This is a genomic window from Agrococcus sp. SL85 (assembly GCF_026625845.1).
GTDB lineage: Bacteria > Actinomycetota > Actinomycetes > Actinomycetales > Microbacteriaceae > Agrococcus.
Genome location: NZ_CP113066.1, coordinates 994079 through 1015059, shown reverse-complemented (window position 1 = coordinate 1015059; position 20981 = coordinate 994079). Strand labels below are relative to the sequence as shown.

20 protein-coding genes and 2 pseudogenes are annotated in these 20981 nt (G+C 75.2%); 8 read left to right on the top strand and 14 right to left on the bottom strand.

The features are described from left to right. Window positions 1-57: 57 nt before the first annotated feature. On the top strand, window positions 58-867 hold the full coding sequence (locus OVA14_RS04970) for a class II glutamine amidotransferase (RefSeq protein ID WP_267505159.1): 810 nt from the start codon (window positions 58-60) through the stop codon (window positions 865-867). On the opposite strand, the gene OVA14_RS04965 is transcribed toward OVA14_RS04970, so the two are convergent. The 5 genes from OVA14_RS04965 to OVA14_RS04945 form a co-directional block, all read right to left on the bottom strand. Then, on the bottom strand, window positions 864-1274 hold the full coding sequence (locus OVA14_RS04965; RefSeq protein ID WP_267505499.1) for a pyridoxamine 5'-phosphate oxidase family protein: 411 nt from the start codon (window positions 1272-1274) through the stop codon (window positions 864-866). The two genes, OVA14_RS04970 and OVA14_RS04965, sit on opposite strands and share 4 nt — an antisense overlap. A gap of 2 nt (window positions 1275-1276) precedes the next feature. After that, on the bottom strand, window positions 1277-1495 hold the full coding sequence (locus tag OVA14_RS04960) for a DUF3618 domain-containing protein (RefSeq protein ID WP_267505158.1): 219 nt from the start codon (window positions 1493-1495) through the stop codon (window positions 1277-1279). Then, a complete protein-coding gene (locus tag OVA14_RS04955; protein WP_267505157.1) occupies window positions 1492-1929 on the bottom strand; it encodes a phage holin family protein in 438 nt (145 codons plus the stop codon). The genes OVA14_RS04960 and OVA14_RS04955 overlap by 4 nt, the downstream gene beginning before the upstream one ends. Further along, window positions 1929-2198 (bottom strand): hypothetical protein, encoded by a 270-nt coding sequence (locus OVA14_RS04950; RefSeq protein WP_267505156.1) that lies wholly within the window; start codon window positions 2196-2198, stop codon window positions 1929-1931. The genes OVA14_RS04955 and OVA14_RS04950 overlap by 1 nt, the downstream gene beginning before the upstream one ends. Window positions 2199-2316: 118 nt before the next feature. Beyond that, window positions 2317-4257 carry a M13 family metallopeptidase gene (locus OVA14_RS04945; protein ID WP_267505155.1) on the bottom strand — a complete coding sequence of 647 codons (1941 nt, stop codon included), beginning with the start codon at window positions 4255-4257 and terminating at the stop codon, window positions 2317-2319. A 152-nt stretch (window positions 4258-4409) separates the two neighbouring features. Between OVA14_RS04945 and OVA14_RS04940 the strand changes: the two genes are divergently transcribed. The 3 genes from OVA14_RS04940 (at window position 4410) to OVA14_RS04930 (ending at window position 7839) form a co-directional block, all read left to right on the top strand. After that, window positions 4410-5729 (top strand): MATE family efflux transporter, encoded by a 1320-nt coding sequence (locus OVA14_RS04940; protein WP_267505154.1) that lies wholly within the window; start codon window positions 4410-4412, stop codon window positions 5727-5729. 230 nt (window positions 5730-5959) lie between these two features. Then, window positions 5960-7225 (top strand): serine hydrolase domain-containing protein, encoded by a 1266-nt coding sequence (locus OVA14_RS04935; protein ID WP_267505153.1) that lies wholly within the window; start codon window positions 5960-5962, stop codon window positions 7223-7225. A 131-nt stretch (window positions 7226-7356) separates the two neighbouring features. Further along, window positions 7357-7839, top strand: a complete 483-nt coding sequence (locus OVA14_RS04930) for a hypothetical protein (protein WP_267505152.1) — start codon at window positions 7357-7359, stop codon at window positions 7837-7839. 144 nt (window positions 7840-7983) lie between these two features. Here OVA14_RS04930 and OVA14_RS04925 read toward each other — a convergent pair whose 3' ends face one another. Together OVA14_RS04925 and OVA14_RS04920 are read right to left on the bottom strand one after the other, a co-directional pair. After that, window positions 7984-9621: a hypothetical protein gene (locus OVA14_RS04925; RefSeq protein ID WP_267505151.1), complete on the bottom strand. Its 1638-nt coding sequence runs from the start codon at window positions 9619-9621 to the stop codon at window positions 7984-7986. A 4-nt stretch (window positions 9622-9625) separates the two neighbouring features. Further along, entirely contained in the window at window positions 9626-10582 is a 957-nt protein-coding gene (locus OVA14_RS04920; RefSeq protein WP_267505150.1) for an ABC transporter ATP-binding protein, read from the bottom strand. Between the two features lie 82 nt (window positions 10583-10664). On the opposite strand from OVA14_RS04920, the gene OVA14_RS04915 reads away from it, so the two are divergent. Next, window positions 10665-11855, top strand: a complete 1191-nt coding sequence (locus OVA14_RS04915; protein WP_267505149.1) for an MFS transporter — start codon at window positions 10665-10667, stop codon at window positions 11853-11855. Further along, window positions 11852-12547 carry an endonuclease NucS gene (gene nucS, locus OVA14_RS04910; protein WP_267505148.1) on the top strand — a complete coding sequence of 232 codons (696 nt, stop codon included), beginning with the start codon at window positions 11852-11854 and terminating at the stop codon, window positions 12545-12547. The genes OVA14_RS04915 and nucS overlap by 4 nt, the downstream gene beginning before the upstream one ends. Before the next feature lie 12 nt (window positions 12548-12559). Here nucS and OVA14_RS04905 read toward each other — a convergent pair whose 3' ends face one another. From OVA14_RS04905 to OVA14_RS04880, 7 genes and pseudogenes are all read right to left on the bottom strand, one after another. Continuing rightward, window positions 12560-13204, bottom strand: a complete 645-nt coding sequence (locus tag OVA14_RS04905; RefSeq protein WP_267505147.1) for a hypothetical protein — start codon at window positions 13202-13204, stop codon at window positions 12560-12562. 99 nt (window positions 13205-13303) lie between these two features. Beyond that, window positions 13304-14608 carry a glutamate-1-semialdehyde 2,1-aminomutase gene (hemL, locus tag OVA14_RS04900; RefSeq protein WP_267505146.1) on the bottom strand — a complete coding sequence of 435 codons (1305 nt, stop codon included), beginning with the start codon at window positions 14606-14608 and terminating at the stop codon, window positions 13304-13306. Further along, window positions 14605-15585, bottom strand: coding sequence for a porphobilinogen synthase (hemB, locus tag OVA14_RS04895; RefSeq protein WP_267505145.1), 981 nt, complete (start codon window positions 15583-15585; stop codon window positions 14605-14607). The genes hemL and hemB overlap by 4 nt, the downstream gene beginning before the upstream one ends. Before the next feature lie 145 nt (window positions 15586-15730). Beyond that, entirely contained in the window at window positions 15731-16183 is a 453-nt protein-coding gene (locus OVA14_RS04890; RefSeq protein WP_267505144.1) for a hypothetical protein, read from the bottom strand. A gap of 76 nt (window positions 16184-16259) precedes the next feature. Further along, complete coding sequence (locus tag OVA14_RS04885; protein ID WP_267505143.1) at window positions 16260-17312, bottom strand: serine hydrolase domain-containing protein; 1053 nt, start codon at window positions 17310-17312, stop codon at window positions 16260-16262. A gap of 539 nt (window positions 17313-17851) precedes the next feature. Continuing rightward, window positions 17852-17950, bottom strand: a pseudogene (locus tag OVA14_RS13780) (hypothetical protein); the annotation flags it as partial. A 941-nt stretch (window positions 17951-18891) separates the two neighbouring features. Then, a pseudogene (locus tag OVA14_RS04880) lies at window positions 18892-19347 on the bottom strand (ATP-binding cassette domain-containing protein); the annotation flags it as partial. A 291-nt stretch (window positions 19348-19638) separates the two neighbouring features. Here OVA14_RS04880 and OVA14_RS04875 point away from each other — a divergent pair. Together OVA14_RS04875 and OVA14_RS04870 are read left to right on the top strand one after the other, a co-directional pair. After that, window positions 19639-20697 carry a magnesium and cobalt transport protein CorA gene (locus tag OVA14_RS04875; RefSeq protein ID WP_267505142.1) on the top strand — a complete coding sequence of 353 codons (1059 nt, stop codon included), beginning with the start codon at window positions 19639-19641 and terminating at the stop codon, window positions 20695-20697. Window positions 20698-20781: 84 nt separating this feature from the next. Then, window positions 20782-20949, top strand: coding sequence for a hypothetical protein (locus OVA14_RS04870; RefSeq protein ID WP_267505141.1), 168 nt, complete (start codon window positions 20782-20784; stop codon window positions 20947-20949). Window positions 20950-20981 lie beyond the last annotated feature (32 nt).

The window sequence follows — 20981 nt, the reverse complement described above, 5'->3', positions numbered from 1 at the left end:
CTGCATCGCGTCGCAGGATGCGGGATGATGGTGGGAACAGGAAGGAAGGTGAGACCCATGTGCCGACTGCTCGCGCACGTCTCCCCCGCCCCTGCCACCACGAAGGACGTCATCGGCGACTCGGCTGCGGCCGAGTGGCAGCGGCTGGGCCGGCTGCACGCTGACGGCTGGGGCACGGCATGGCTCGACGGCCAGGAGATCCGCCGCTACCGCGACCCGGCGAAGGGCATCGACAGCCCCGACCTCACGGGTGCGCTGGGCGACACCCCCTCGCGGGCGCGGCTCACGCACCTGCGCCTCGCGACCGAGGGCATGGCGAACCGCGTCTCGAACACGCACCCGTTCCGCGTCGACGACATCGCGCTCGCGCACAACGGCTCGATCTCGCCCTTCCCGCAGCTGCGCGCGAAGGTGACCGACGCCGAGCTCGCGCGCGTGGGCGGCGACACCGACACCGCCGTGGTCTTCGCGCTCATCCTGCGCCGCCTGGCGGCGGGCGAGCCGCTCTTCGACGCGGTCACCGCGACCGTCGTCGAGCTGCGCCGCGAGTTCCCGCGGGCCGCGCTCAACCTGCTCGTGCTCTCCCCCGACGAGCTCGTGGCCGTGCACGCCAACGAGGGCGCCCCCATCCCGCATCAGGAGTTCGAGGCCTCGGGCCTCGGCTGCGACCTGCCGGCCGACCACGTCGACCACTACTACCGGCTGTCGTGGCGGCGCTCGGAGGACGGCTCGATCGCCGTGACCTCGAGCGGCCTCACGGGCGACGGCTGGCACGAGATGGCGCCCGAGACCGCCGTGCGCGTCGACCTCGCCACGCTGCAGGTCGAGCGCCGCGAGCTCGCCGCCTCCGCGGCCGTCGCGGCCTAGGCGACGAGGCCGCGCGACCCCATCGCGCGATCGACCGCGATCTCGATCGCGACGCGCGTGGGGTTCTCGCGGGGCTGGCGGTAGCGGTCCGCGTACCTCGCCACGGCCTCGGCGACCCGCTCGGGGTCGTCCGTGACGGCGGCGGTGCCCGAGAACGAGATCCAGCGCGCGCCGTCGACCTGGCCGACGCTCGCGCGCGGATCGCGCAGCAGGTTCCGCGCCTTCTGCGAGGCGCCGTCGGTGATGACGCGCACGACGAGGCCGCCCTCGCGCACCTCGAGCGTAAAGCCGACGGCCGTCACGTGGATCGACCCGTCGCGGCGCATCGTCGAGAGCGTCGCGAGGTGGCGCTCCGCGAGGAAGGCCAGGCCCTCCTCGGTGAGCGCGACAGGCGCGCGACCGTCCAGGGTCAGCGCTTGCCGAGGACGGCGAGCACGATGCCGCCGACGACGAGCACCGCGGCGCCGGCCGCCGCGGCGAGCCACGGCGTCGGATCCTCGTTGTAGGAGTCCTGCGCGCGGCCGATGACGCGGTCGGCGACCTTCTTCGGGTTCACCCGCGCCTCGATCTCCTCGAGGTGCTGGCGCACCTCCTCGCGCTTGCGGTCGATCTCGCGCTGGTCGCTCATCGCGCGCCTCCGTTCCGGCTCGGCAGGTCGTCGAGGGGGTCGGTGCCGTCGGCGGCGTGGCCGAGGCCCTTGACCATGTTGACGTCGTCCTTGATGGAGTCGATCGTCTCGAGGCCGCCCTTGCTGCGGTTGATCGAGGCGAGCCCCGCGAGCGCGAGGATCCCGACGAGCAACAGGAGGAACGCGGCCACGAGCAGCGCCGACAGCCAGGGCGCGAAGACCTCGTTGAGGCCCTCGAAGCCCGCGTGCAGCAGCCACGCGAACAGGAAGATCGCGAAGAAGCCGGCCGCGCCGAGCAGCCCCGCGCCGATTCCGTAGCCCTTCGCCTTCGAGGCGACCTCAGCCTTGAGGTGCTCGACCTCCGACTTGATGAGGTCGACGATCAGCGTGGGGGTCTCGGCGAGGAGCTCGCCGAGCGACTTTCGCTGGGGCATCAGGCGCCCTTGGAGCCCGCGCCGCGACCCTTGTCGCGTCGCGTCACCTTGTCGATCGCCTCGCCGGCGGCATCGGTCGCCGCCTCGACGAGCTTCGGCGCCTTCGTCTCGACGAAGCGCTGCACCTCGTGCCGCTGCTTCGCGACGCCCTGCGAGTTCCACAGCTTGTCGGCCGCGCTCGCGATCTGCTCGTAGCGCTGACGACCGGCCTTCGCGCCGAGCACGTAGCCCGCGCCGAAGCCGATCACGAGAAGGATCCTGCCGCGCATGTCTGCTCCTGCCGTCGAGGTGCCAGCATCGGCTGGCCTGGTCCGTCGCCCACGATACCCACGGCGACCGAGTGCCCGCTCCCAGCAACGTCCCCCGGAGCGGGCCTCCCGGCGCGCCTCACCAGATGGTGACGCGCGCCTCCGGGTCGAGCCACAGGCGGTCGCCCGGGCGCACGTCGAAGGCCTCGACGAAGGCGTCGATGTTCTTCACCACCTGGTTCGTGCGGTGCTCGTTGGGCGAGTGCGGGTCGACCGAGACGAGGCGCACGGCCTCGGCGGGCCGGATCTTCAGCTGCCACGCGTACGCCCACGAGAGGAAGAAGCGCTGCGCGCCCGTGAGGCCGTCGATCACCGGCGGCTCCTCGCCGCCGAGCGAGGCGACATAGGCCCTCCACGCGATGCCGAGGCCGCCGAGGTCGCCGATGTTCTCGCCGATCGTGAGCGCGCCGTTCACCTTGTGGCCGGGGGCGGCCGCGGGCTCGAGCGCGTCGTACTGCGCGATGAGCGAGCCCGTGCGCAGCTCGAAGGCCCTCCGGTCGTCCTCGGTCCACCAGTCCTGCAGGCGGCCGTCGCCGTCGAACTTCGAGCCCTGGTCGTCGAAACCGTGGCCGATCTCGTGGCCGATGACCGCGCCGATGCCGCCGAAGTTCGCGGCCGCATCGCGGCCGGCGTCGAAGAACGGCGGCTGCAGGATGGCGGCCGGGAAGACGATCTCGTTGAAGCCCGGGTTGTAGTACGCGTTGACCGTCTGCGGGTTCATGAACCACTCGTCGCGGTCGATGGGCCTGCCCACCTTCGCGAGCTCGCGGTCGTGCTCGAAGCCCGAGGCCGCGCGCACGTTCGCCACGAGGTCGTCGCCGATCTCGACGCCGCCGTAGTCCTTCCAGCGCTTCGGGTAGCCGATCTTCGGCGTGAAGGCGTCGAGCTTCGCGAGCGCGCGCTCGCGCGTCTCGGCGCCCATCCAGTCGAGCTGCTCGATGGAGGTGCGGTACGCCTCGACGAGGTGCTCGATGAGGACGTCCATCGCGTCCTTCGCCTCCGGCGGGAAGTGGCGCTCGACGTAGATGCGGCCCACCGCGTCGCCCAGGAGCCCCTCGACGAGCGCGACGCCGCGCTTCCAGCGCTCGCGCTGCACCTCGGCGCCCGTGAGCACCGTGCCCTGGAACGCGAACTGGTCGCGCGAGATCTGCGTCGTGAGGTAGGGCGCGTAGCCCCGGATGAGGCCCGCGCGGGCCCACGAGCGCCACTCCTCGAGCCGCTCGTCGACGAGCATCGAGGCGAGGCCCGTGAGGAAGCTCGGCTGGCGCACGACGACCTCGTCGTACGTGCCCTCGGGCGCGCGCACCGCGCGCAGCCACGGCGCGAGGCGCGGGTGGTCCTCGAGCGGGCGCTGGAGGTTGTAGGTCTTCTCGTCGTCGCGGGAGTCGACGCGGTTCCAGTGGTGGAGCGCGAGCTCGGTCTCGAGCGCGAAGACCACGGCGGCCTCGGCCTCGGGCTGCTCGGCGCCCAGGTGGCCGAGCATGGTCGCGAGGTGCGCGAGGTAGGCCTCGCGGATCTCGGCGAAGGCCTCCTCCCGGTAGTACGACTCGTCGGGCATGCCGAGGCCGCCCTGCACCATCTGCACGAGGTAGCGGGTGGGGTCGCCCGGGTCGTTGTCGACCCACTGGCCGACGAAGCTCGGGCCGCCCTCGGCCTCCATCTCGCCCAGCAGCACGAGCAGCTCGTCGACGGTCGTCGCGGCGTCGATGCGCTCGAGGAGCGGACGGATGGGCTCGATGCCCTTCGCGTCGACCGCGGCCTCGTCGAGGAAGGAGGCGTAGAGGTCGCCGACCTTGCGCTCCTCGGTGCCGGGCTCGGCCTGCTGCATCTCGATCACGATCTCGCGCACGGCCCCCTCGGCCGCCTCTGCGAGCACGGCGAAGGAGCCCCAGCGGGCGCGGTCGTCGGGGATCTCGGTGCGCTCGAGCCAGCGCTCGTGCACGTGCAGGAACAGGTCGTCCTGCGGGCGGATGCGGTCGGAGAAGTCGTCGACGGGGAGGCCGGAGGGCAGGGTCGTCATGTGCCGATCCTAGGGTGGCGGCCGCCGCGACGCCCCGGCGTCCGCCTTGGGCGAACGGCGCGATGCTGCAGGGTCCGCCCTGGGCGGACGGCGCGATGCGGCAGCGCCGCCGGGAGGGTCCTCGCGTGGGCGGTCGCGGCTAGCGTGGCAGGGTGCGCGCGCGGCTCGACGGCCGGGATCGGGAGATCCTGCGCCTCGCCGTGCCCGCGCTCGGTGCGCTCGTGGCCGAGCCGGCGTTCCTGCTCGTCGACACCGCGCTCGTGGGGCACCTCGGCGCCGAGCAGCTCGCGGGCGTCGGCATCGGCACCACCGTGATCGGCACCGTCGTGGGCCTCCTGGTGTTCCTCGCCTACGGCACGACGCCCGCCGTGGCGCGCCTGCTGGGCGCGGGCGACCGGCCCGCCGCGATCCGCGCTGGGATCGACGGCGTCTGGCTCGCGGTCGTCGTCGGGGCCGCCCTGCTGGTCGCGCTGCCCCTCGCGCGGCCCGTCGTCGCGGCCTTCGGCGCGGCGCCCGAGGTGACCGAGCACGCCGCGACCTACGCGGGCATCTCGATCCTGGGCCTGCCGGCGATGCTCGTCGTGCTCGCCGTCACGGGGCTCCTGCGGGGCCTGCAGGACACCCGCACGCCGCTCCTGGTGGCCGGCGCGGGCTTCGGCGCCAACGCGGTGCTCAACGCCGTGCTCATCTACGGCCTCGACCTCGGCATCGCGGGCTCCGCGATCGGCACGGTGCTCGCGCAGTGGGGCATGGCCGCGTGGCTCGGGGCGATCGCGCTGCGCGAGGCACGGCGCGAGGCGGTGCCGTTGGGCCTCCGGCTCGGGAGCCTCGGCCGCACGGCCTCGACGGGCGGATGGCTGCTCGTGCGCACGCTCTCGCTGCGGGTGGGGCTCGTGGCGACCACCGTGGTCGCGGCGCAGGCGGGCACGGCGACGCTCGCCGCCACGCAGGTGGCCTTCGCGATCTTCTCGACCCTCGCGTTCGCGCTCGACGCGCTCGCGATCGCGGGCCAGGCCATGGTGGGCCGTGCGCTGGGCGCCGACGACGTGGCCGAGGCGCGGGCGGTCACGCGCCGGCTGCAGGCGTGGGGCATCGGCTTCGGCGTCGTGGTGGGCGTCCTGCTGCTCGCGCTCGCGTGGGTCGCGGGGCGCGCCTTCACCGCCGACCCCGAGGTGCTCTCGGCGCTGCCCGTCGCGCTCGCGCTGCTCGCGCTCGCGCAGCCGATCGCGGGCTTCGTGTTCGTGCTCGACGGCGTGCTCATCGGCGCCGGCGACGTGCGGTACCTGGCCTGGACCGGCATCCTCAACGTGCTCGTCTACCTGCCGCTGCTGCTCCTCGCGCTGCTGCCGGGCGTCGACGCCCTCGCCGTCGTGTGGGCGGCGTTCTCGTTCGGCTACCTCGGCGCGCGCGCGACGACGCTCGGGCTGCGGGCCCGCACGGGCGCGTGGCTGCGGCCGGGCCGCGCGCGCTGAGGCCGCCCCCCGCTCCGGTACTGCAGGCTCAGCGGGCCGCGGACGCGATGGTCGCGCCCGCTCGCCGCTGAGCCTGCACGACGGGAGGGGCGGTCGGCCGGAGGGCGGAGCGGCGGTTCCGTCGGGCGACGGATGCGGGGCGCGGGGGCGACCTGCTTGCGTGGAGGGGTCGGCGGCCACCGCGGCGGCGACGCTCGGAGCAGGCACACGGGATCGATGAGGAGACACGGATGCGCACGAGGAACGCCCTGACGACCGCCGCCGCCATCGCAGCAGCGATGGCGCTCACGGGAGGGGCCGTGCAGCCGGTGCCCGATCCCCTGCCCGACGAGGTGGTGCTGCACCAGCAGCTCTGGCAGGCGCCGCAGCCGCAGGCGCGCACCGCGCCGCACGCGGAGACCGGCACCGCGCCGCAGGCCGAGGCCGGCAGCCCGCCGCAGGCCGTGCCGGGCGAGCAGGGCCCGGCGCTCGAGGCCGCGGTGCAGCGGCTCGTCGACGACGGCGCCATCGCCGTGACCGCGCGCGTCGAGTCGGGCGACCGCGTGTGGGCGGACGCCGCCGGCAGCCGCATCCAGGATCGGCGGCCGCCGGCCCTCGAGCACAGCCCGTTCCGCGCGGCCAGCACCACGAAGATGCTGGTGGCCGCGCTCGTGCTGCAGGAGGTCGCGGCCGGCACCTGGAGCCTCGACTCGACCATCGGCGAGATCGACCCGACGATCCTCCCGGCGCATCCCGACGCGACCCTGCGACAGCTGCTCAGCCACACCTCCGGCATGCCGTACGGCACCGACGCGCTCCTGGCCGGCCGGATGGACGACCCGACCTCGGTCGAGGAGTCGGTCGCGGTGATCGGCGAGCGCTTCCCCGACACCGACCACCTCGCCGTCGCCGACGGCGGCGCGTGGACGGAGCCCGGCGCCTTCGTCTACTCGAACGTCGCCTACGTCGTGCTGGGGGCGGCGCTGGAGACCGCGACGGGCGAGGAGCTCGGCGAGCTCATCGAGGAGCGCATCCTCGAGCCGCTCGACATGGACGACAGCCGCTACGCGGAGCGCCCCGGCATGCGCGGGCGCGAGCTGCGCGAGGCCATGTGGGACGGCGCGACCTGGACCGACCTCCAGCACTTCGACCCGACGGTGTTCGCCGCGGCGGGCGCGCTCGTCTCGACCACCGAGGACCTCGCGACCTTCACGGAGGCGCTCATCACCGGCGAGGTGGTGCCGCAGCCGCTCGTGGACGAGATGGTGACGCCCGTGACGACCGACCTGCTGGAGTACGGCCTCGGCGTCTACCGCGTGCCCGACCCGTGCGTGCCGGGCGAGTTCCTCTACGGCCACGACGGCGCGGCCCTGGGCACCATCAGCGTGGCGTACACCTCGGCGGACGGCTCGCGGCAGGTGTCCCTGGGCGTGACGGGCCGCGACGCCTCGGGCCAGCAGCCGCCGCTCTGGAACCTGAACGAGCTGCTCGTGCCGATGCTGCTCGCGAGCTGCTGACGCTCGCGGCCCGAGCGGGGCCCGGAGGAATCGGCCCTGAGCGGGCACATGGCTGCGATGCGCGGCCATGGCACCGCTGGGCGCTGGTTCCTCCGGGCCTCTGCGCGCCCCGACTCTGCTTGCATGGGGCCATGGAGGCGGGGACGGCGGACGCGATGGCCGCGGCGCATGCGGCGCTGCTCGTGCACGGGCGGCTGCAGCCCTCGATCGACGCGGCGACCATGGCGCTGCTGGACGGGCACGACGGCGAGGCGGTGGTCGCGCTCGCGGCAGCCCACCCCGACGCGAGCCGCTCGGAGGCCGCCGAGCTCGTCGCGCGGGCGCACGAGGAGCTGGGGTCGGGCCTCGAACGTCTGACCCTGCCGGACGCCCGCCGGATCGCGCTGCGGGCGCTCGTGCTGGAGGCGCGCGCCGGATCACGGAGCCTCCCCGAGGTGACGGCGTGGGCGCACGACGCGATCGGGCACTCCGAGGACGCCGTGCTCGAACCGATCGTGGCGCTCGGAGATGAGCTCGAGCTGCGCGGAGGACGCAGCCGCGCCGACGTCGACGGGATCCTCGACCGCTTCCTCGCCGCCACTGCCGACGACCTCGCGCGGTGGCGCCCGGCGTGAGCCGCACGGCAGCCCGGAGGAATCGGCCCTGAGCGGGGAGCCGAGCGGATGGTCCAGTCGGCGCCTCGCTGGGAGCGGAATCCTCCGGGGCCTCGTGGCGCGCGCGGCGGCGCCGCGCGCCCCTCGACCAGCGGCGGAGGCCGCCTAGACCGTGACGTCGCGGCGGGCGAAGCGTGCGAAGGCCGCCGCGAGCAGCGCCGCGGCGACGCCGAGCATCCACCAGGAGCCCGCCCAGTCGGGCTCCGCGTCGAGCGGGTTCGCGACCCAGAAGAACGGGCTCGCGCGCTGCACCCACTCCCAGTCCACCCCGAACAGCGGCGCGAACTCGCCCACGAGCAGGAGCCCGACGAGCAGCAGCCAGCCCAGCCACTGCGCCGCCGCCGGCACGAAGGCCACGATCGCGGCGGCCGCGGCCAGGAAGATCCCCACGAGCGGCAGGTGGGTCACCTGGATCGCGACCAGCTGCGACCAGCGCTCGTCGCCCGCGGCCGCGAGCGAGCCGCCCACGACCCCTGCGAACACCGCGAGCGTCAGCAGCGAGGCGAGCAGGCCAGGCAGCAGGTGGCTGGCCAGCCAGCCCGTGCGGCGCACCGCGGCGGCCAGCACGGTCTCGCCGTGCGCGAGCTCCTCGTGCCGCAGCCGCAGCACCGGCTGCATCGCCGCGGCGCACGCGAGCACGCCGACGATGCCCGCGAGCGCCGTGAGGAAGATGCCCTCGGTGTCGGTGCCCGAGTCCTGGCCGATCGCCTGCACGAGCGCGCGGAGGGCCGGGTTGTCGTCGAGCGCGCCCGCCACCGCGGGCGCCAGGCGCCCCGCGACCGCGCCGAGCACCGCGGCGACGACCACCCACACGATGACGCCGCCGCGCGTCACGCGGAGCGCGAGGCCGAGCGGTGCGCCGAGCGGCCTCATCCCGACCAGCGGCGAGCCCGTGCCGCGGCCTCGGCGGGACCGCAGCAGCGACCCGCCGAGCTCGCGCCGCGACTCCACCGCCACCACGGCGCCGCCGAGCACGAGCACCAGGGGCACGAACAGCAGCAGCGGCGTGGGATCCGGCTCCCACGGCGGATCGGCGAAGGGATGCGCGAGGCTCGCCCAGCCGATCGGGGACGCCCACGCGGGCCACGCGGGCGTGACTCGCGTGAGGTCGGCGCTCGCCTCGCCCAGCGCGTCGCCGATGCCGCGCACCACGAACCACGCGCCCACGATCAGCGCCGCCGCGCTGTTCGCGCCGCGCGACGAGGGCATCGCCTGCGCGGCGAGGATCCCCACGAGGAGCGCCGCGACGCCGACCCCCGCGAGGCCGAGCGCCGCGAGCGTCGAGGGCCAGGCGTCGAGCCCCTGCGCCACCGAGACGGCGAGGAAGAGCCCGATCACGACGGCGACCTCGACGAGACCGGCGAGCACCGTCGCGGCGAGCGGCGCCCAGCGGCCCACCGCGCCGCCGCGCACGAGCTCGGCGCGGCCGGCGTCCTCGTCGCCGCGGGAGTGCCGCACGGCGAAGAAGGTCAGCATCAGACCCAGCATCACCGCCAGGTAGCCGGCGGTGGAGACGAACATGACGGCGCCGAGCTCGATGCCTGCCGGCGCGCCGCGCAGCAGCAGGAGCGCCGGCTGCGCCGCGAGCAGCGCGACGAGCCCGCGCCGGGCCTCCTCGTCGAAGGCCGCGCCGACGCCGCCGAGTCCCGCGGCCCACAGGCCCACGATGCCGACCGTCCACACGAGCAGGAGCAGCCGCTCGCGCCGCAGGATCGAGCCGAGCAGCAGGCCCAGGCCGCGCACGGGGTCACCGCCGCTTCGCGCGGCGGCCGTGGGCGGACGCGCCGCGCTCGGAGGACGGCCCGGACCTCGCGGCGTCCTCGGCCGCGGCCTCCGGCCCGTAGTGCCTGAGGAACAGCTCCTCGAGGCTCGGCGGCTGCATCGTGACCGCGGCCGCGCCGCGCGCGGCGAGGAAGCCGAGCACCGCGGGGAGGTCGTCGGGCGCGACGCTCATGCGCACCCGGGCGCCGTCGACCGCCACGTCGCTCACCGGCAGCCCCTCCGGCGCCGGGCCCGTGTAGGCGACGGCGGTGTGCTGCAGGTGCCGCAGCTGCTCGAGCGTGCCGGACTCCACCATCCGCCCTGCCCGGATGATCGAGACGTGCGAGCAGAGCCGCTCCACCTCGCTGAGGATGTGGCTCGAGAGCAGCACGGTGGCGCCGCGGTCGGCGATGCGCCGCACCTCCTCGGTGAACACCGCCTCCATGAGGGGGTCGAGGCCGCTGGTCGGCTCGTCGAGGACGTAGAGGTCGGCCTCCGAGGCGAGGGCCGCGATGAGCGCGACCTTCTGGCGGTTGCCCTTCGAGTAGGTCTTCGCGCGCTTGCGGGGATCGAGGTCGAACGCCTCGATGAGCCGCTGCCGCTCGGGCGCGGGCGCGTGGTGGCCGCGGAGGCGCGTGATGGTGTCGATCGCCTCGCCGCCCGTGAGGTTCGGCCACAGCGTGACGTCGCCCGGCACGGCGGCGAGCCGCCGGTGGATGGGCACGGCGTCGCGCCACGGGTCCATGCCGAGCACGCGCACCGCGCCCTCGGAGGCCCGCAGCATGCCGAGCAGCACCCGGATCGTGGTGGACTTGCCGGCGCCGTTGGGGCCCAGGAAGCCGCGCACCTCCCCGGCGGCGACCTCGAGGTCGAGGCCGTCGAGCGCGCGCACCCTGCCGAACCGCTTCACGAGGCCCTGGGTGAGGATCACGGGATCGCCCATGCTCGGAACGTACTCCCGATCGCCCCAGGCGACGCGCTGGCGGAGCCGAGCATCGGCTCACGGGATGCGGCAGGATGTCGTGGTGCCCCAGCCCCAGCTCGCCGCATGGCGGAACGCCGTCTTCGCGGCCTTCTTCACGATGGGCATGGGCTTCGCCAGCTGGCTCGCGCGCGTGCCGCACGTGCGCGACACGCTGGGCGCGACCACGGGCGAGATGGGCCTGCTGCTGCTCGGCATCTCGCTCGGCTCGGTGACGGGCCTCCTGGCCGCGAGCCACGTCGTGCACGCCTTCGGCACGCGCCGCGCGGTGGGCGTGGGCCTCGTCGCGACCGCGACGGGCCTCGCGATCGCCGGCTGGGCCGCGGAGGCCGGCATCACCTGGCTGCTCGTGCTCGGCTTCATCATCGGCGGCAGCCTCACGGGCATCACCGACGTCGCCATGAACATCTCCGGCGCCGCGAACGAGCGCGCGCTCGGCCGCTCGATCATGCCGATCTTCCACGCCTTCTTCTCGCTCGGCACCGTCGCCGGCGCGGGCATCGGCGGGCTCTTCGAGCTGCTCGGGGTGGGCCTGGGCGTGCAGGCGACGGTCGTGCTCGCCCTCACGGCCGGCGTCGCGGCCTACGCCTACCGGCGCCTGCCGGACGAGATCGCCGAGGCGCACGAGGAGCCCGTGACGCTCGCGGAGCGCCTGCGCGTCTGGAAGGATCCGCGCACGCTGCTGCTGGGCCTCATGGTGCTCGGCATGGCGCTCACCGAGGGCTCGGCCAACGACTGGCTCGCGCTCGTCATGGTCGACGGCCACGGCTTCACGAAGGAGGGCGGCGCCTTCATGCTCGCCCTGTTCCTGGCCTCCATGACGGCCGGCCGCCTCGGCGGCGTCTGGCTGCTCGACCGCTTCGGGCGCGTGCCGGTGCTGCGCACCTCCGCCGTCGTCGCGGCCGCGGGCCTGCTGCTCGTGATCGTCGCCGACCTGCCCGCGCTCGTCGTGGCCGGCGTCGTCCTCTGGGGCCTCGGCGCGAGCCTCGGCTTCCCCGTGGGCATGAGCGCCGCCGCCGACGACCCGCGCCTCGCGGGCGCTCGAGTCGGCACCGTCTCGGCCATCGGCTACCTCGCGTTCCTCGCGGGGCCGCCGCTGCTGGGCCTGCTGGGCGAGGAGCTCGGCATCCGCCTCGCGCTCACCGCCGTGCTCGCGTTCGTGCTCATGTCGCTCGTCACCGCGCACGTCGCGCGCGAGCGCCGCTCCCCCACGCCCGAGGAGGCATCCGCATGAGGCTCGTCGTCGCCACCTGCTCCGTCGACTACGCCGGGCGCCTCTCGGCGCACCTGCCGCTCGCGCCCCGCGTGCTCATGCTGAAGGCCGACGGCTCGATCCTCGTGCACTCGGACGGCGGCTCGTACAAGCCGCTCAACTGGATGAGCCCGCCCGCGACCTTCGAGGCCTCCGAGCCCGACGAGGAGCAGGCCGCCGCCGGCATCACCGAGGTGTGGACGGTGAAGCACCGGAAGACGGGCGACTCGCTCATCGTCTCGGTGCACGAGGTGCACGCCGACTCCTCGCACGAGCTGGGCGTCGACCCCGGCCTCGTCAAGGACGGCGTGGAGGCGCACCTGCAGGTGCTGCTGGCCGAGCAGATCGAGCGGCTCGGCGACGGCTACGAGCTGTGGCGGCGCGAGTACATGACGGCGATCGGGCCGGTGGACATCCTGGCGCGGGATGCGGGCGGCGCGACCGTGGCCGTCGAGATCAAGCGGCGCGGCGAGATCGACGGCGTCGAGCAGCTGACGCGGTACCTGGAGCTCCTGAACCGCGACCCGCGCATCGCGCCCGTGACGGGCGTCTTCGCGGCGCAGGAGATCAAGCCGCAGGCGCGCACGCTCGCCGAGGACCGCGGCATCCGCTGCGTCGTGCTCGACTACGACGACATGCGCGGCATCGACTCGGGGCACGCGCGGCTGTTCTGAGGCCTCGCGGCATCAGTCGGAGCGGCTCGGCGGCCAGCCCTCCTCCTCGGCGTCGGTGACGTCGCTCGTGCCGGTGTCGGCAGCCTCGCGCGCCGCATCGGGCGCTGCTGCGCGATCGGGCCCTGGCTTCGGCGGCTCGACGGGGTCGATGTGGTCGTGCCACGTGCTCGTCCCCGCGGGCGGCGCCTCGCGGTCGCGCGAGGCGTACGGCGCCACGTGGTCGGGCAGCGGCGCGGAGGCCGGCGGCAGCGCATCCTCGCGGGAGGCGTACGGCTCGGCCCGGCCTGGCCACGAGCCCTCGCCGACCGCGCCGCCGAAGTCCTCTCCGCTCCAGCCCGGCTGCTGCGCATCCGTCATGACGACCTCCCGATCCGCGGCGGCCGGCGCGGTGCCGGCTCCGCCCATCCCGACGCTGAAGGGGTGCTCGACGACGCCCACGACCGGCGCGGGCTGCGCGAGCGCGACGCCGGCGTCGTCGGTGCGGGTGCCGCACGCGGGGCACTGCAGCACAGCCACCCGGCCGTCCTGGTCGACGTCGACGACGCAGCCGCCGATCACCACCTCGCCGGCGTCGGCCACATCGGCGATCGTGCCGTAGCCCCAGACGATCTCGCGCAGGGCCGTGCCGCAGCTGGGGCACCCCGGGCGGCTCGCCATGCGCTCACGCTACGCCCGCGCGGCGCCGCCGTCGAGGGCTCCCAGCGCTCCCCCAGCGGTCGGGGGACGCGAGCGCCGCCGGCGCCGGGGCGCCGCGGCTCAGTCGCGCGTCGCCGCGGCCGCCGCGCGGGCAGCGCCCGGGAGCGCCTCGACGATGCGGCCGAGCGCCGCCTCGTCGTGCGCGGCCGTCACGAACCAGGCCTCGAACACGCTCGGCGGCAGGCTCACGCCCGCCTCGAGCATCGCGTGGAAGAACGGCGGGTAGCGGAACGCGTCCTGCGCCCGCACCTCGTCGAAGTCGCGCGGGGCGCCCTCGCGGAACGCGACCGAGAAGAGGCTGCCGACCCGGCTGATCGCGTGCGCGACGCCCTCGGCCGCGAGCGCATCCGCGAGCGCGGCCGTGATGACGTCGGCCGCGTGGCCGAGGCGGTCGTAGACGTCGTCGGTGGCGAGGCGCAGCGTGGTGAGGCCCGCCGCGACCGCGACGGGGTTCCCCGAGAGCGTGCCCGCCTGGTACACCGGGCCGAGCGGCGCCAGCAGCTCCATGAGCTCGCGGCGGCCGCCGAGCGCGGCGAGCGGCATGCCGCCGCCGATGACCTTGCCGAAGGTCAGGAGGTCGGGGGCGTCGTCGCCCGTCCAGCCCTCGAGGCCCCACATGCCCGCGCGGTGCACGCGGAACCCCGTGAGCACCTCGTCGCTGATGAGCAGCGCGCCGTGCGCGTGCGCCGTGCGGGCGAGGAAGGCGTTGAAGTCGCCGTCGGGCAGCACGACGCCCATGTTGGCGGCCGCCGCCTCGACGATGACGGCCGCGATGCGGTCGCCGTGCGCCGCGAAGACGGCCTCGATCGCGGCCCGGTCGTTGTAGGGCACGACGAGCGTCGTGGCGGCCACGGCCTCCGGGATGCCGGCGGAGCCGGGCATCGCCAGCGTCGCGAGGCCCGAGCCCGCGGCCACGAGCAGGCCGTCGGAGTGCCCGTGGTAGTGCCCGTCGAACTTCACGAGCAGCTCGCGGCCCGTCGCGCCGCGCGCGAGCCGGATGGCCGTCATCGTCGCCTCGGTGCCCGTGGACACCATGCGGAGGCGCTCCACGGGGGCGACGCGCGCCTCGACCTCCTCGGCCAGCAGCGCCTCGGCGGGCGTCGACGCGCCGAACGAGAGGCCGTGCGACGCGGCGTCCTGCACGGCGCGGATGACCTCCGGATGCCCGTGCCCGAGGATCGCCGGACCCCAGCTGGCCACGAGGTCGACGAGCTGGCGGCCCTCGGCGTCGGTGACGTGCGGGCCCTTCGCGTCGACGAGGAAGCGAGGCGTGCCGCCGACCGAGCCGAAGGCGCGCACGGGGCTGTTGACGCCGCCGGGGATCGCGGCCTTCGCGCGCTCGAAGAGCTCTGCGTTCGTGCTCATGCGCGCGCCCCCATCCACTCGGCCTGCTCGATCGCCCAGTAGGTGAGCACGGCGTCGGCGCCTGCGCGCACGATGCTCGTGAGGCTCTCGGCGATGAGGCGGTCGCGGTCGATCCAGCCGTTCGCGGCAGCGGCCTCGACCATCGCGTACTCGCCGGAGACCTGGTACGCCCACACGGGCACGTCGGACGCCGCGGCGACGTCGGCGAGCACGTCGAGGTAGAGGCTCGCAGGCTTCACCATGACGACGTCGGCGCCCTCGGCGATGTCGAGCAGCGCCTCGCGGAGGCCCTCGCGGCGGTTCGCGGGATCCTGCTGGTAGGTCTTGCGGTCGCCCGTCAGGCTCGAGTCGACGGCCTCGCGGAAGGGGCCGTAGAGCGCGGAGGCGTACTTGGCCGAGTAGGCGAGGATCGCGGTGCCCTCGTGCCCCGCGGCGTCGAGCGCCTCGCGCACGTGCGCGACCTGGCCGTCCATCATGCCGCTGAGGCCCAGCAGCCTGCTGCCGGCCTCGGCCTGCGCGATCGCCATGGCGGCGTAGCGCTCGAGCGTGGCGTCGTTGTCGACCTCGCCGTCTGCCGACAGCACGCCGCAGTGGCCGTGGTCGGTGAACTCGTCGAGGCACAGGTCGGTCTGGATCACCGTCTGGTCGCCGAAGCGCTCCGCGAGGAACGCGGTGGCGCGGTTGAGGATGCCCTCGGGGTCGTCGGCGCCGGAGCCCACGGCGTCCTTGCGCTCGGGCACGCCGAAGAGCATGACGCCGCCGACGCCCGCCGCGATCGCGCGCTCCACCTCGCGGGCGGCCGAGTCGAGCGTGTGCTGCACCTGGCCCGGCATCGACGAGATCGGCTTCGGCTCGTCGATGCCCTCGGCCACGAACATCGGCAGCACGAGCTGGGCGGGGTGGATGCGGGTCTCGGCCGCGAGGCGGCGCATGGGCGCGCTCTGCCGCAGCCGGCGGGGGCGGAGGGTGGGGTTCATGTCCCTCCAGGGTACTCTCGCGCGCCCACCCGCGGCCGGGTCGGCCCGCTCGATCGCGGACCCCTTCGCGCATCCGGGACCCGCTCCTGGGGTCCCCGATGCGCGCGGGGGTCCCCGATCGCCGACGGAGCCGCCGGCGCACGCCTCAGCGGATGGCGACGACCTCCACGAGCGCGTCGCCCGAGCCGTACCGCAGCGGCATGCCGGGGTGCGCGAGCGCGAACCAGAACGTGCTGACCCCCTCCTCGCCCCGCACCGCGTAGCACAGGCAGTCGCGCTCGCCGATCGAGAGCGCGACGCGCTCGGCCGCGATCGTCGTGCGGTCGGCGGGGAAGGCGGCGTGTGCCTGCAGCTGCGCCCAGGTGGCGCGGGCCCGCACCGGCTCGCCGAGCCACGCGCCCGCCTCGTCGACGGGGCCGGAGACGATGGTCGCGCCCTCGGCGTCGCCGTCCTCGAAGCGGCTGGCGCGCAGGCTCGTCGCGCCGCCCTCCGTGGTCCGGATGCGCAGCTCGTGCCCGTCGGGGCAGCCGCGCCGGATCTCCTCGGCGGTGAACGGCGTGGGCGCGAGGCCCTCCCCCAGCACGTGCGGATCGCTCATGCCGCGATCCTGCCACCGCGGGCGGCCGCGCGGGCCGGGCGATCCGCGCTCGATCGAACGCGCGGCCGATCCCCGCTCAGGCGCCCGCCGCGAGCGCCGCGTCGATCGCCGGCTCGAGCGCGCCGATCACGGGCCAGCCGCCGTCGGAGGTGCTGCCGAGCACGCTCACGGTGGTGCGGGAGGCGATGAGGTGGGTCGAGCGGAACGACGCCCCCGCATCCCATCCCTCCACGACGAGCGCGTCGTGCTCGCCGTGGAGGAACACGCCCAGGCCCGCGCGCTTCCCCTCGCCGGGCACCTCGTGGCGCGGCGCGGTCATCAGCGCGACCGTCTCCGGGCGAACGATGCGCCCGTCGAGCAGCGCGAGCCAGAGGCGATGGAGGTCGGCGGCCGTGGTGAACGCGCCGCCGTCGCCGCTGCCCTGCACGGGCAGGCGCAGCACGGCCTCCTCGTCGCCCTCGTCGAAGACGTAGGGTCGCGCGGCGTCGCCCGGCAGCGCATCGAGCCGGAGGTGGTCGGTGGCGGCGAGACCCGCGGGCTCGAGCACGAGGCGGCGGACGACCGCCTGGAAGGGTTCGCCCGCGACGCGCTCGAGCACGATCGCGAGCACCGCGTAGCCCCCGTTGCAGTAGGCGAAGCGGGCGCCGGGCGCGTGCTGCTGCGGGAAGCCGCCGAGCAGCGGCAGGAACGCCTCCGCCGTCGTGAGCGCGTGCGGCGGCACGGTCAGCGGGAAGTCGGCGGGCGACCAGTCCCCCTCCTCGTCGAGGTAGTCGCCGATGCCGGAGGTGTGGCCCAGCAGGTGCTCGACCGTGACGGCGTCGTCGATGAGCGGCAGGTCGTGGCCGAGCAGCTCGCGCACCCGCTGGTCGAGCCGCAGCGCGCCCTGCTCGACGAGCCGCAGCACCGCGAGCGCCGTGAGCAGCTTGCTGCCGCTCGCGATCGCGATGCGGGCATCGGCCCGCATGGGCACGCGGAAGCCGCGGTGCATCCAGCCCTCGGCGCGCTCGAGCACGCGCTCGCCCCCGACGTCGACGACGACGACGCCCGAGAACGACGCCTCCGCGATGGCCGCGTCGAGCGCTGCCTCGTCCACCTGGATGCGGGCGCTGGGCGTGGTCGTGCCGGGCATGGTCTCCCCTGTCGCCGCCGGACCGGGCGGTGCGGGTGGCCGTGCGGCCAGCCGACCGACGCTACCCGGCCCCGTGGCGCCCCGCCAGCCCCGTGGCCGGCCGGCCCCGCGCCCCGCCAGCCCTGCGCCCCGCGCCCCGCGCCCCGCGCCCCGCGCCGGCGGAGTGTGGTCGCTTCAGGCCCTCGGAGCGGGCGGAGAGGGGCGCGAAGTGACCACACCCAGCCGGGGTGTGGTCGCTCACGGCCCCTGGTGTGGTCACGTGAGGCCCGGCAGAGGGGCCGGAAGGGGCGCGAAGCGACCACACCCGAGCGGGCTGGGCGGGCTGGGTAGCCGGGGCGGGGCGTCGGGCGGGGCGGGGCGGTCAGGCGGGGCGGGCCGTCAGGCGGGGCGGGGCGTCGGGCTGGGCGGGGCGGTCAGGCGGGGCGGTCGACGAGGACGCCGTCGGCGATCGACCAGCGGCGCGTGATGCCGAGGCGCTCGAGGAAGGGCTCGTCGTGGCTCACCACGACGAGGGCGCCCTCGTGGGCCGCGAGCGCCTCGACGAGCCGGTCGATCGACGCGAGGTCGAGCGAGTTCGTGGGCTCGTCGAGCAGCAGCAGCCGCGGCGCGGGCTCCGCGAGCAGCAGCCTCGCGAGCGCGAGCCGGAACCGCTCGCCGCCGGAGAGCCTGCGCCACCCGCTGCTCGCCGCGCGCCCCGCGGAAGCCGAAGCGCGCGAGCTGCGCCCGCACCTCCCCCGGCGGCCGCTCCGGCGCGGTCTGGCGCACCGCCTCCACGAGGCCGACGGCCTCGTCGTCGAAGCGGATGCGCTGCGGCAGCATCCCCGCCTCCCGGATGCGGTGCACGACGCGCGCGGCGGGCTCGGGCGCGCCGAGCGGGGCGCGCCCGTCGCCGCCGAAGCGCGCGATCGCGCCGAGCAGCGTCGACTTGCCCGCGCCGTTGCGCCCCGTGAGCGCCACGCGTTCGGGCCCGCGCACCAGGAGGTCGCGGCCGTCGGGCGTCCGCAGCGCGAGCACGTCGCGCCCGGCGGGCACGCGCGTCTCGGGCAGGCGGATGCGGATGGTCGCGTCGTCGCGCACGCGCGCCTCGGCCGCCTCGAGCCTGCGCGACGGCGCCCGCCTCCCGGCCCTCGTGGAGGCCCTTCGAGCGCGCGGTCGTGCGCTCGGCGCTGTTCTTCAGGCCGTTCGCGACGATCTTCGGGATGCCGCCCGCCAGCGACGCTCGGCGACCCGCGGCCTCCGCGCGCTGCCGCTGCTCGTTCGCCGCGATGCGGTCGCGCCGCTCGCGCCGCACGAGCGCCTCGGCGTCGCGCACGTCCTGCGCCGCCGCGGCCTGCTCGGCCTCGATCGCCGCGCGGTAGGCGGAGTACGGGCCCTCGAAGGTGCGCAGCTCCCGCCCGTGGAGCTCGGCGATGCGGTCGACGCGCTCGAGGAGCGCGACGTCGTGGCTGACGACCACGAGCGTGCCGCGCCAGGAGCCGACGGCGTCGTGCAGGCGCGAGCGCGCCTCGGCGTCGAGGTCGTTCGTGGGCTCGTCGAGCAGGGCGACGTCGGCGCGCTGCAGCCGGATGGCCGCGAGCCCCACGAGCACCGCCTCGCCGCCCGAGAGCGACGCGACGGGACGCCGCAGCAGCGCCGCGTCGCCGGCGAGCCCGAGGGCGGCGAGGGCCGCGAGCGCCTCGGCCTCGACGCCCCAGCGGTCGCCGATGGCGTCGAAGCGCGCCTGCGCGACGTCGCCGGCCTCCACGGCCTCGATCGCGGCGAGCACGGGCGCGATGCCGAGCGCGTCGGCGACGGTGCCCGGGCCGAGCGCGAGCCGCTGCGGCAGCGTCGCGACGCCGCCCTGCACCGAGAGCTCGCCCGCGGTGGGCGCGAGCTCGCCGGCGATGAGGCGCAGCAGGGTGGTCTTGCCGGCGCCGTTGCGGCCGACGAGCCCGGTGGTGCCGTGGCCGAGGGCGCCGGTGACGCCGTCGAGCGCGACGGTGCCGTCGGGCCAGGTGAGCTGGACGCGCGAGAGCGCGATGGCGGGATGTGCCAAGAGGTCCTCCGAGAGCGTGGGGTGCGCTGACGGATGCGTCGACGATGCGTGGGTCGTCGGGTCAGCGCGCGGTCGCGGCTCCGTGGATCTCGGTCATGCTGGCGTCTCCCGGTGTCTGCGGCGCCGGTGCTGACACCACCGGCGAGGACCCGGCCACGCTACCGGAGCCGTGCGGCCTCCGGAAGCCCCGGCGAGCGTGCGCATCGGCGCGGCCGGCGCCGATCTATGCTCCCTGGGGGCGGCGAGAGGCCGCCGGGACTGCCCGCGGACACGGGCGGGAAGGCGGGCACGATGGCTCTGATCGACAACGCGATCTACGTGGACGGCGTGCGCCGATCGACGCCCCCGAGCCTCGAGGACACCTTCGAGGAGCTGCACGAGCACTCGGGCATGGCCTGGATCGGGCTGTTCCAACCCAGCGCGGGCGAGCTCGCGGCGGTGGCCGAGGAGTTCTCGCTCCACCCGCTCGCCGTCGAGGACGCGCGCAAGGGCCACCAGCGCCCCAAGGTCGAGCGCTACGGCGACACGCTCTTCCTCGTGCTGCGGCCCGCCTGGTACGTCGACGCGACCGAGACCGTGCACTTCGGCGAGGTGCACGTGTTCATCGGGCCGAGCTTCGTCGTGACCGTGCGCCATGCGGCCAAGCCGGAGCTCACCGGCGTCCGCACGCGCATGGAGGCGAGCCCCGAGCTGCTGCGCCTCGGCCCCGAGTCGGTGCTCTACGCGGTGCTCGACCAGATCGTCGACGGCTACAGCCCCGTCGTCGCGGGCCTCGAGAACGACATCGACGAGATCGAGGACTCGCTCTTCGGCGGCGACGAGCAGGTCTCGCGCCGCATCTACGAGCTGCTCAGCGAGGTCATCGGCTTCCAGCGCGCCACGAGCCCGCTCCGCGGCATCGTCGAGTCGCTGCTCGACGGCGCCGACAAGTACGACCTCGCCGTCGAGCTGCAGACGCGCTACCGCGACGTCCTCGACCACGCGCTCCGGATCGCCGAGCGGGCCGAGGCGTTCCGCACGCTCCTGGAGAGCGCCCTCACCGTGCACTCGACGCTCGTCTCGCAGCAGCAGAACGACGCGATGCGGCGACTCTCGGAGGCTGGGCTCGCGCAGAGCGAGGAGACGCAGCGGCTCTCGGAGCAGGCGATCTCGCAGAACGACGAGATCAAGCGGATCACGAGCTGGGCCGCGATCCTCTTCGCCCCGAGCCTCGTCGGCACCGTCTACGGCATGAACTTCGAGCACATGCCCGAGCTCGCGTGGGAGTGGGGCTACCCGGCGTCGATCGTCGCGATGGCGGCGCTCGGCGTGGGCCTGTGGGTGGCCTTCAAGCGCAACCGCTGGCTCTGAGCGCCGCCCCGTGAGGGGTGCGTGAGGCCCGTGAGGGAGTGCGTGAGGGGTTCGTGAGGAGCGGGCTCGGGGCGCGGGCGACGGGTGTTCGATCGTCCTCGGTCCGCGCCACGGGCCCGGCTGCCGCGTGCGGCGCCGCCAGCACCCAGCACCGGGATTGGACTCCACATGCTCGACCTCGTCGTCGTCGCCGGCACGATCGCGATCTTCGCGCTCCTCGGCCTCCTCGTGAAGGGCGCCGACTCGCTGTGATCGCCTTCGACATCATCGCGCTCGCGCTCGGC

Bases quoted from the DNA above. Each gene is read 5' to 3' on its own strand.
- OVA14_RS04935 (WP_267505153.1), top strand. From the start codon at position 5,960: ATGCGCACGAGGAACGCCCTGACGACCGCCGCCGCCATCGCAGCAGCG.
- nucS (WP_267505148.1), top strand. From the start codon at position 11,852: ATGAGGCTCGTCGTCGCCACCTGCTCCGTCGACTACGCCGGGCGCCTC.
- OVA14_RS04905 (WP_267505147.1), bottom strand. From the start codon at position 13,204: ATGGCGAGCCGCCCGGGGTGCCCCAGCTGCGGCACGGCCCTGCGCGAG.
- OVA14_RS04960 (WP_267505158.1), bottom strand. From the start codon at position 1,495: ATGAGCGACCAGCGCGAGATCGACCGCAAGCGCGAGGAGGTGCGCCAG.
- OVA14_RS04885 (WP_267505143.1), bottom strand. From the start codon at position 17,312: ATGCCCGGCACGACCACGCCCAGCGCCCGCATCCAGGTGGACGAGGCA.
- OVA14_RS04930 (WP_267505152.1), top strand. From the start codon at position 7,357: ATGGAGGCGGGGACGGCGGACGCGATGGCCGCGGCGCATGCGGCGCTG.
- hemL (WP_267505146.1), bottom strand. From the start codon at position 14,608: ATGAGCACGAACGCAGAGCTCTTCGAGCGCGCGAAGGCCGCGATCCCC.
- OVA14_RS04920 (WP_267505150.1), bottom strand. From the start codon at position 10,582: ATGGGCGATCCCGTGATCCTCACCCAGGGCCTCGTGAAGCGGTTCGGC.
- OVA14_RS04875 (WP_267505142.1), top strand. From the start codon at position 19,639: ATGGCTCTGATCGACAACGCGATCTACGTGGACGGCGTGCGCCGATCG.
- OVA14_RS04955 (WP_267505157.1), bottom strand. From the start codon at position 1,929: ATGCCCCAGCGAAAGTCGCTCGGCGAGCTCCTCGCCGAGACCCCCACG.
- hemB (WP_267505145.1), bottom strand. From the start codon at position 15,585: ATGAACCCCACCCTCCGCCCCCGCCGGCTGCGGCAGAGCGCGCCCATG.
- OVA14_RS04890 (WP_267505144.1), bottom strand. From the start codon at position 16,183: ATGAGCGATCCGCACGTGCTGGGGGAGGGCCTCGCGCCCACGCCGTTC.
- OVA14_RS04945 (WP_267505155.1), bottom strand. From the start codon at position 4,257: ATGACGACCCTGCCCTCCGGCCTCCCCGTCGACGACTTCTCCGACCGC.
- OVA14_RS04950 (WP_267505156.1), bottom strand. From the start codon at position 2,198: ATGCGCGGCAGGATCCTTCTCGTGATCGGCTTCGGCGCGGGCTACGTG.
- OVA14_RS04970 (WP_267505159.1), top strand. From the start codon at position 58: ATGTGCCGACTGCTCGCGCACGTCTCCCCCGCCCCTGCCACCACGAAG.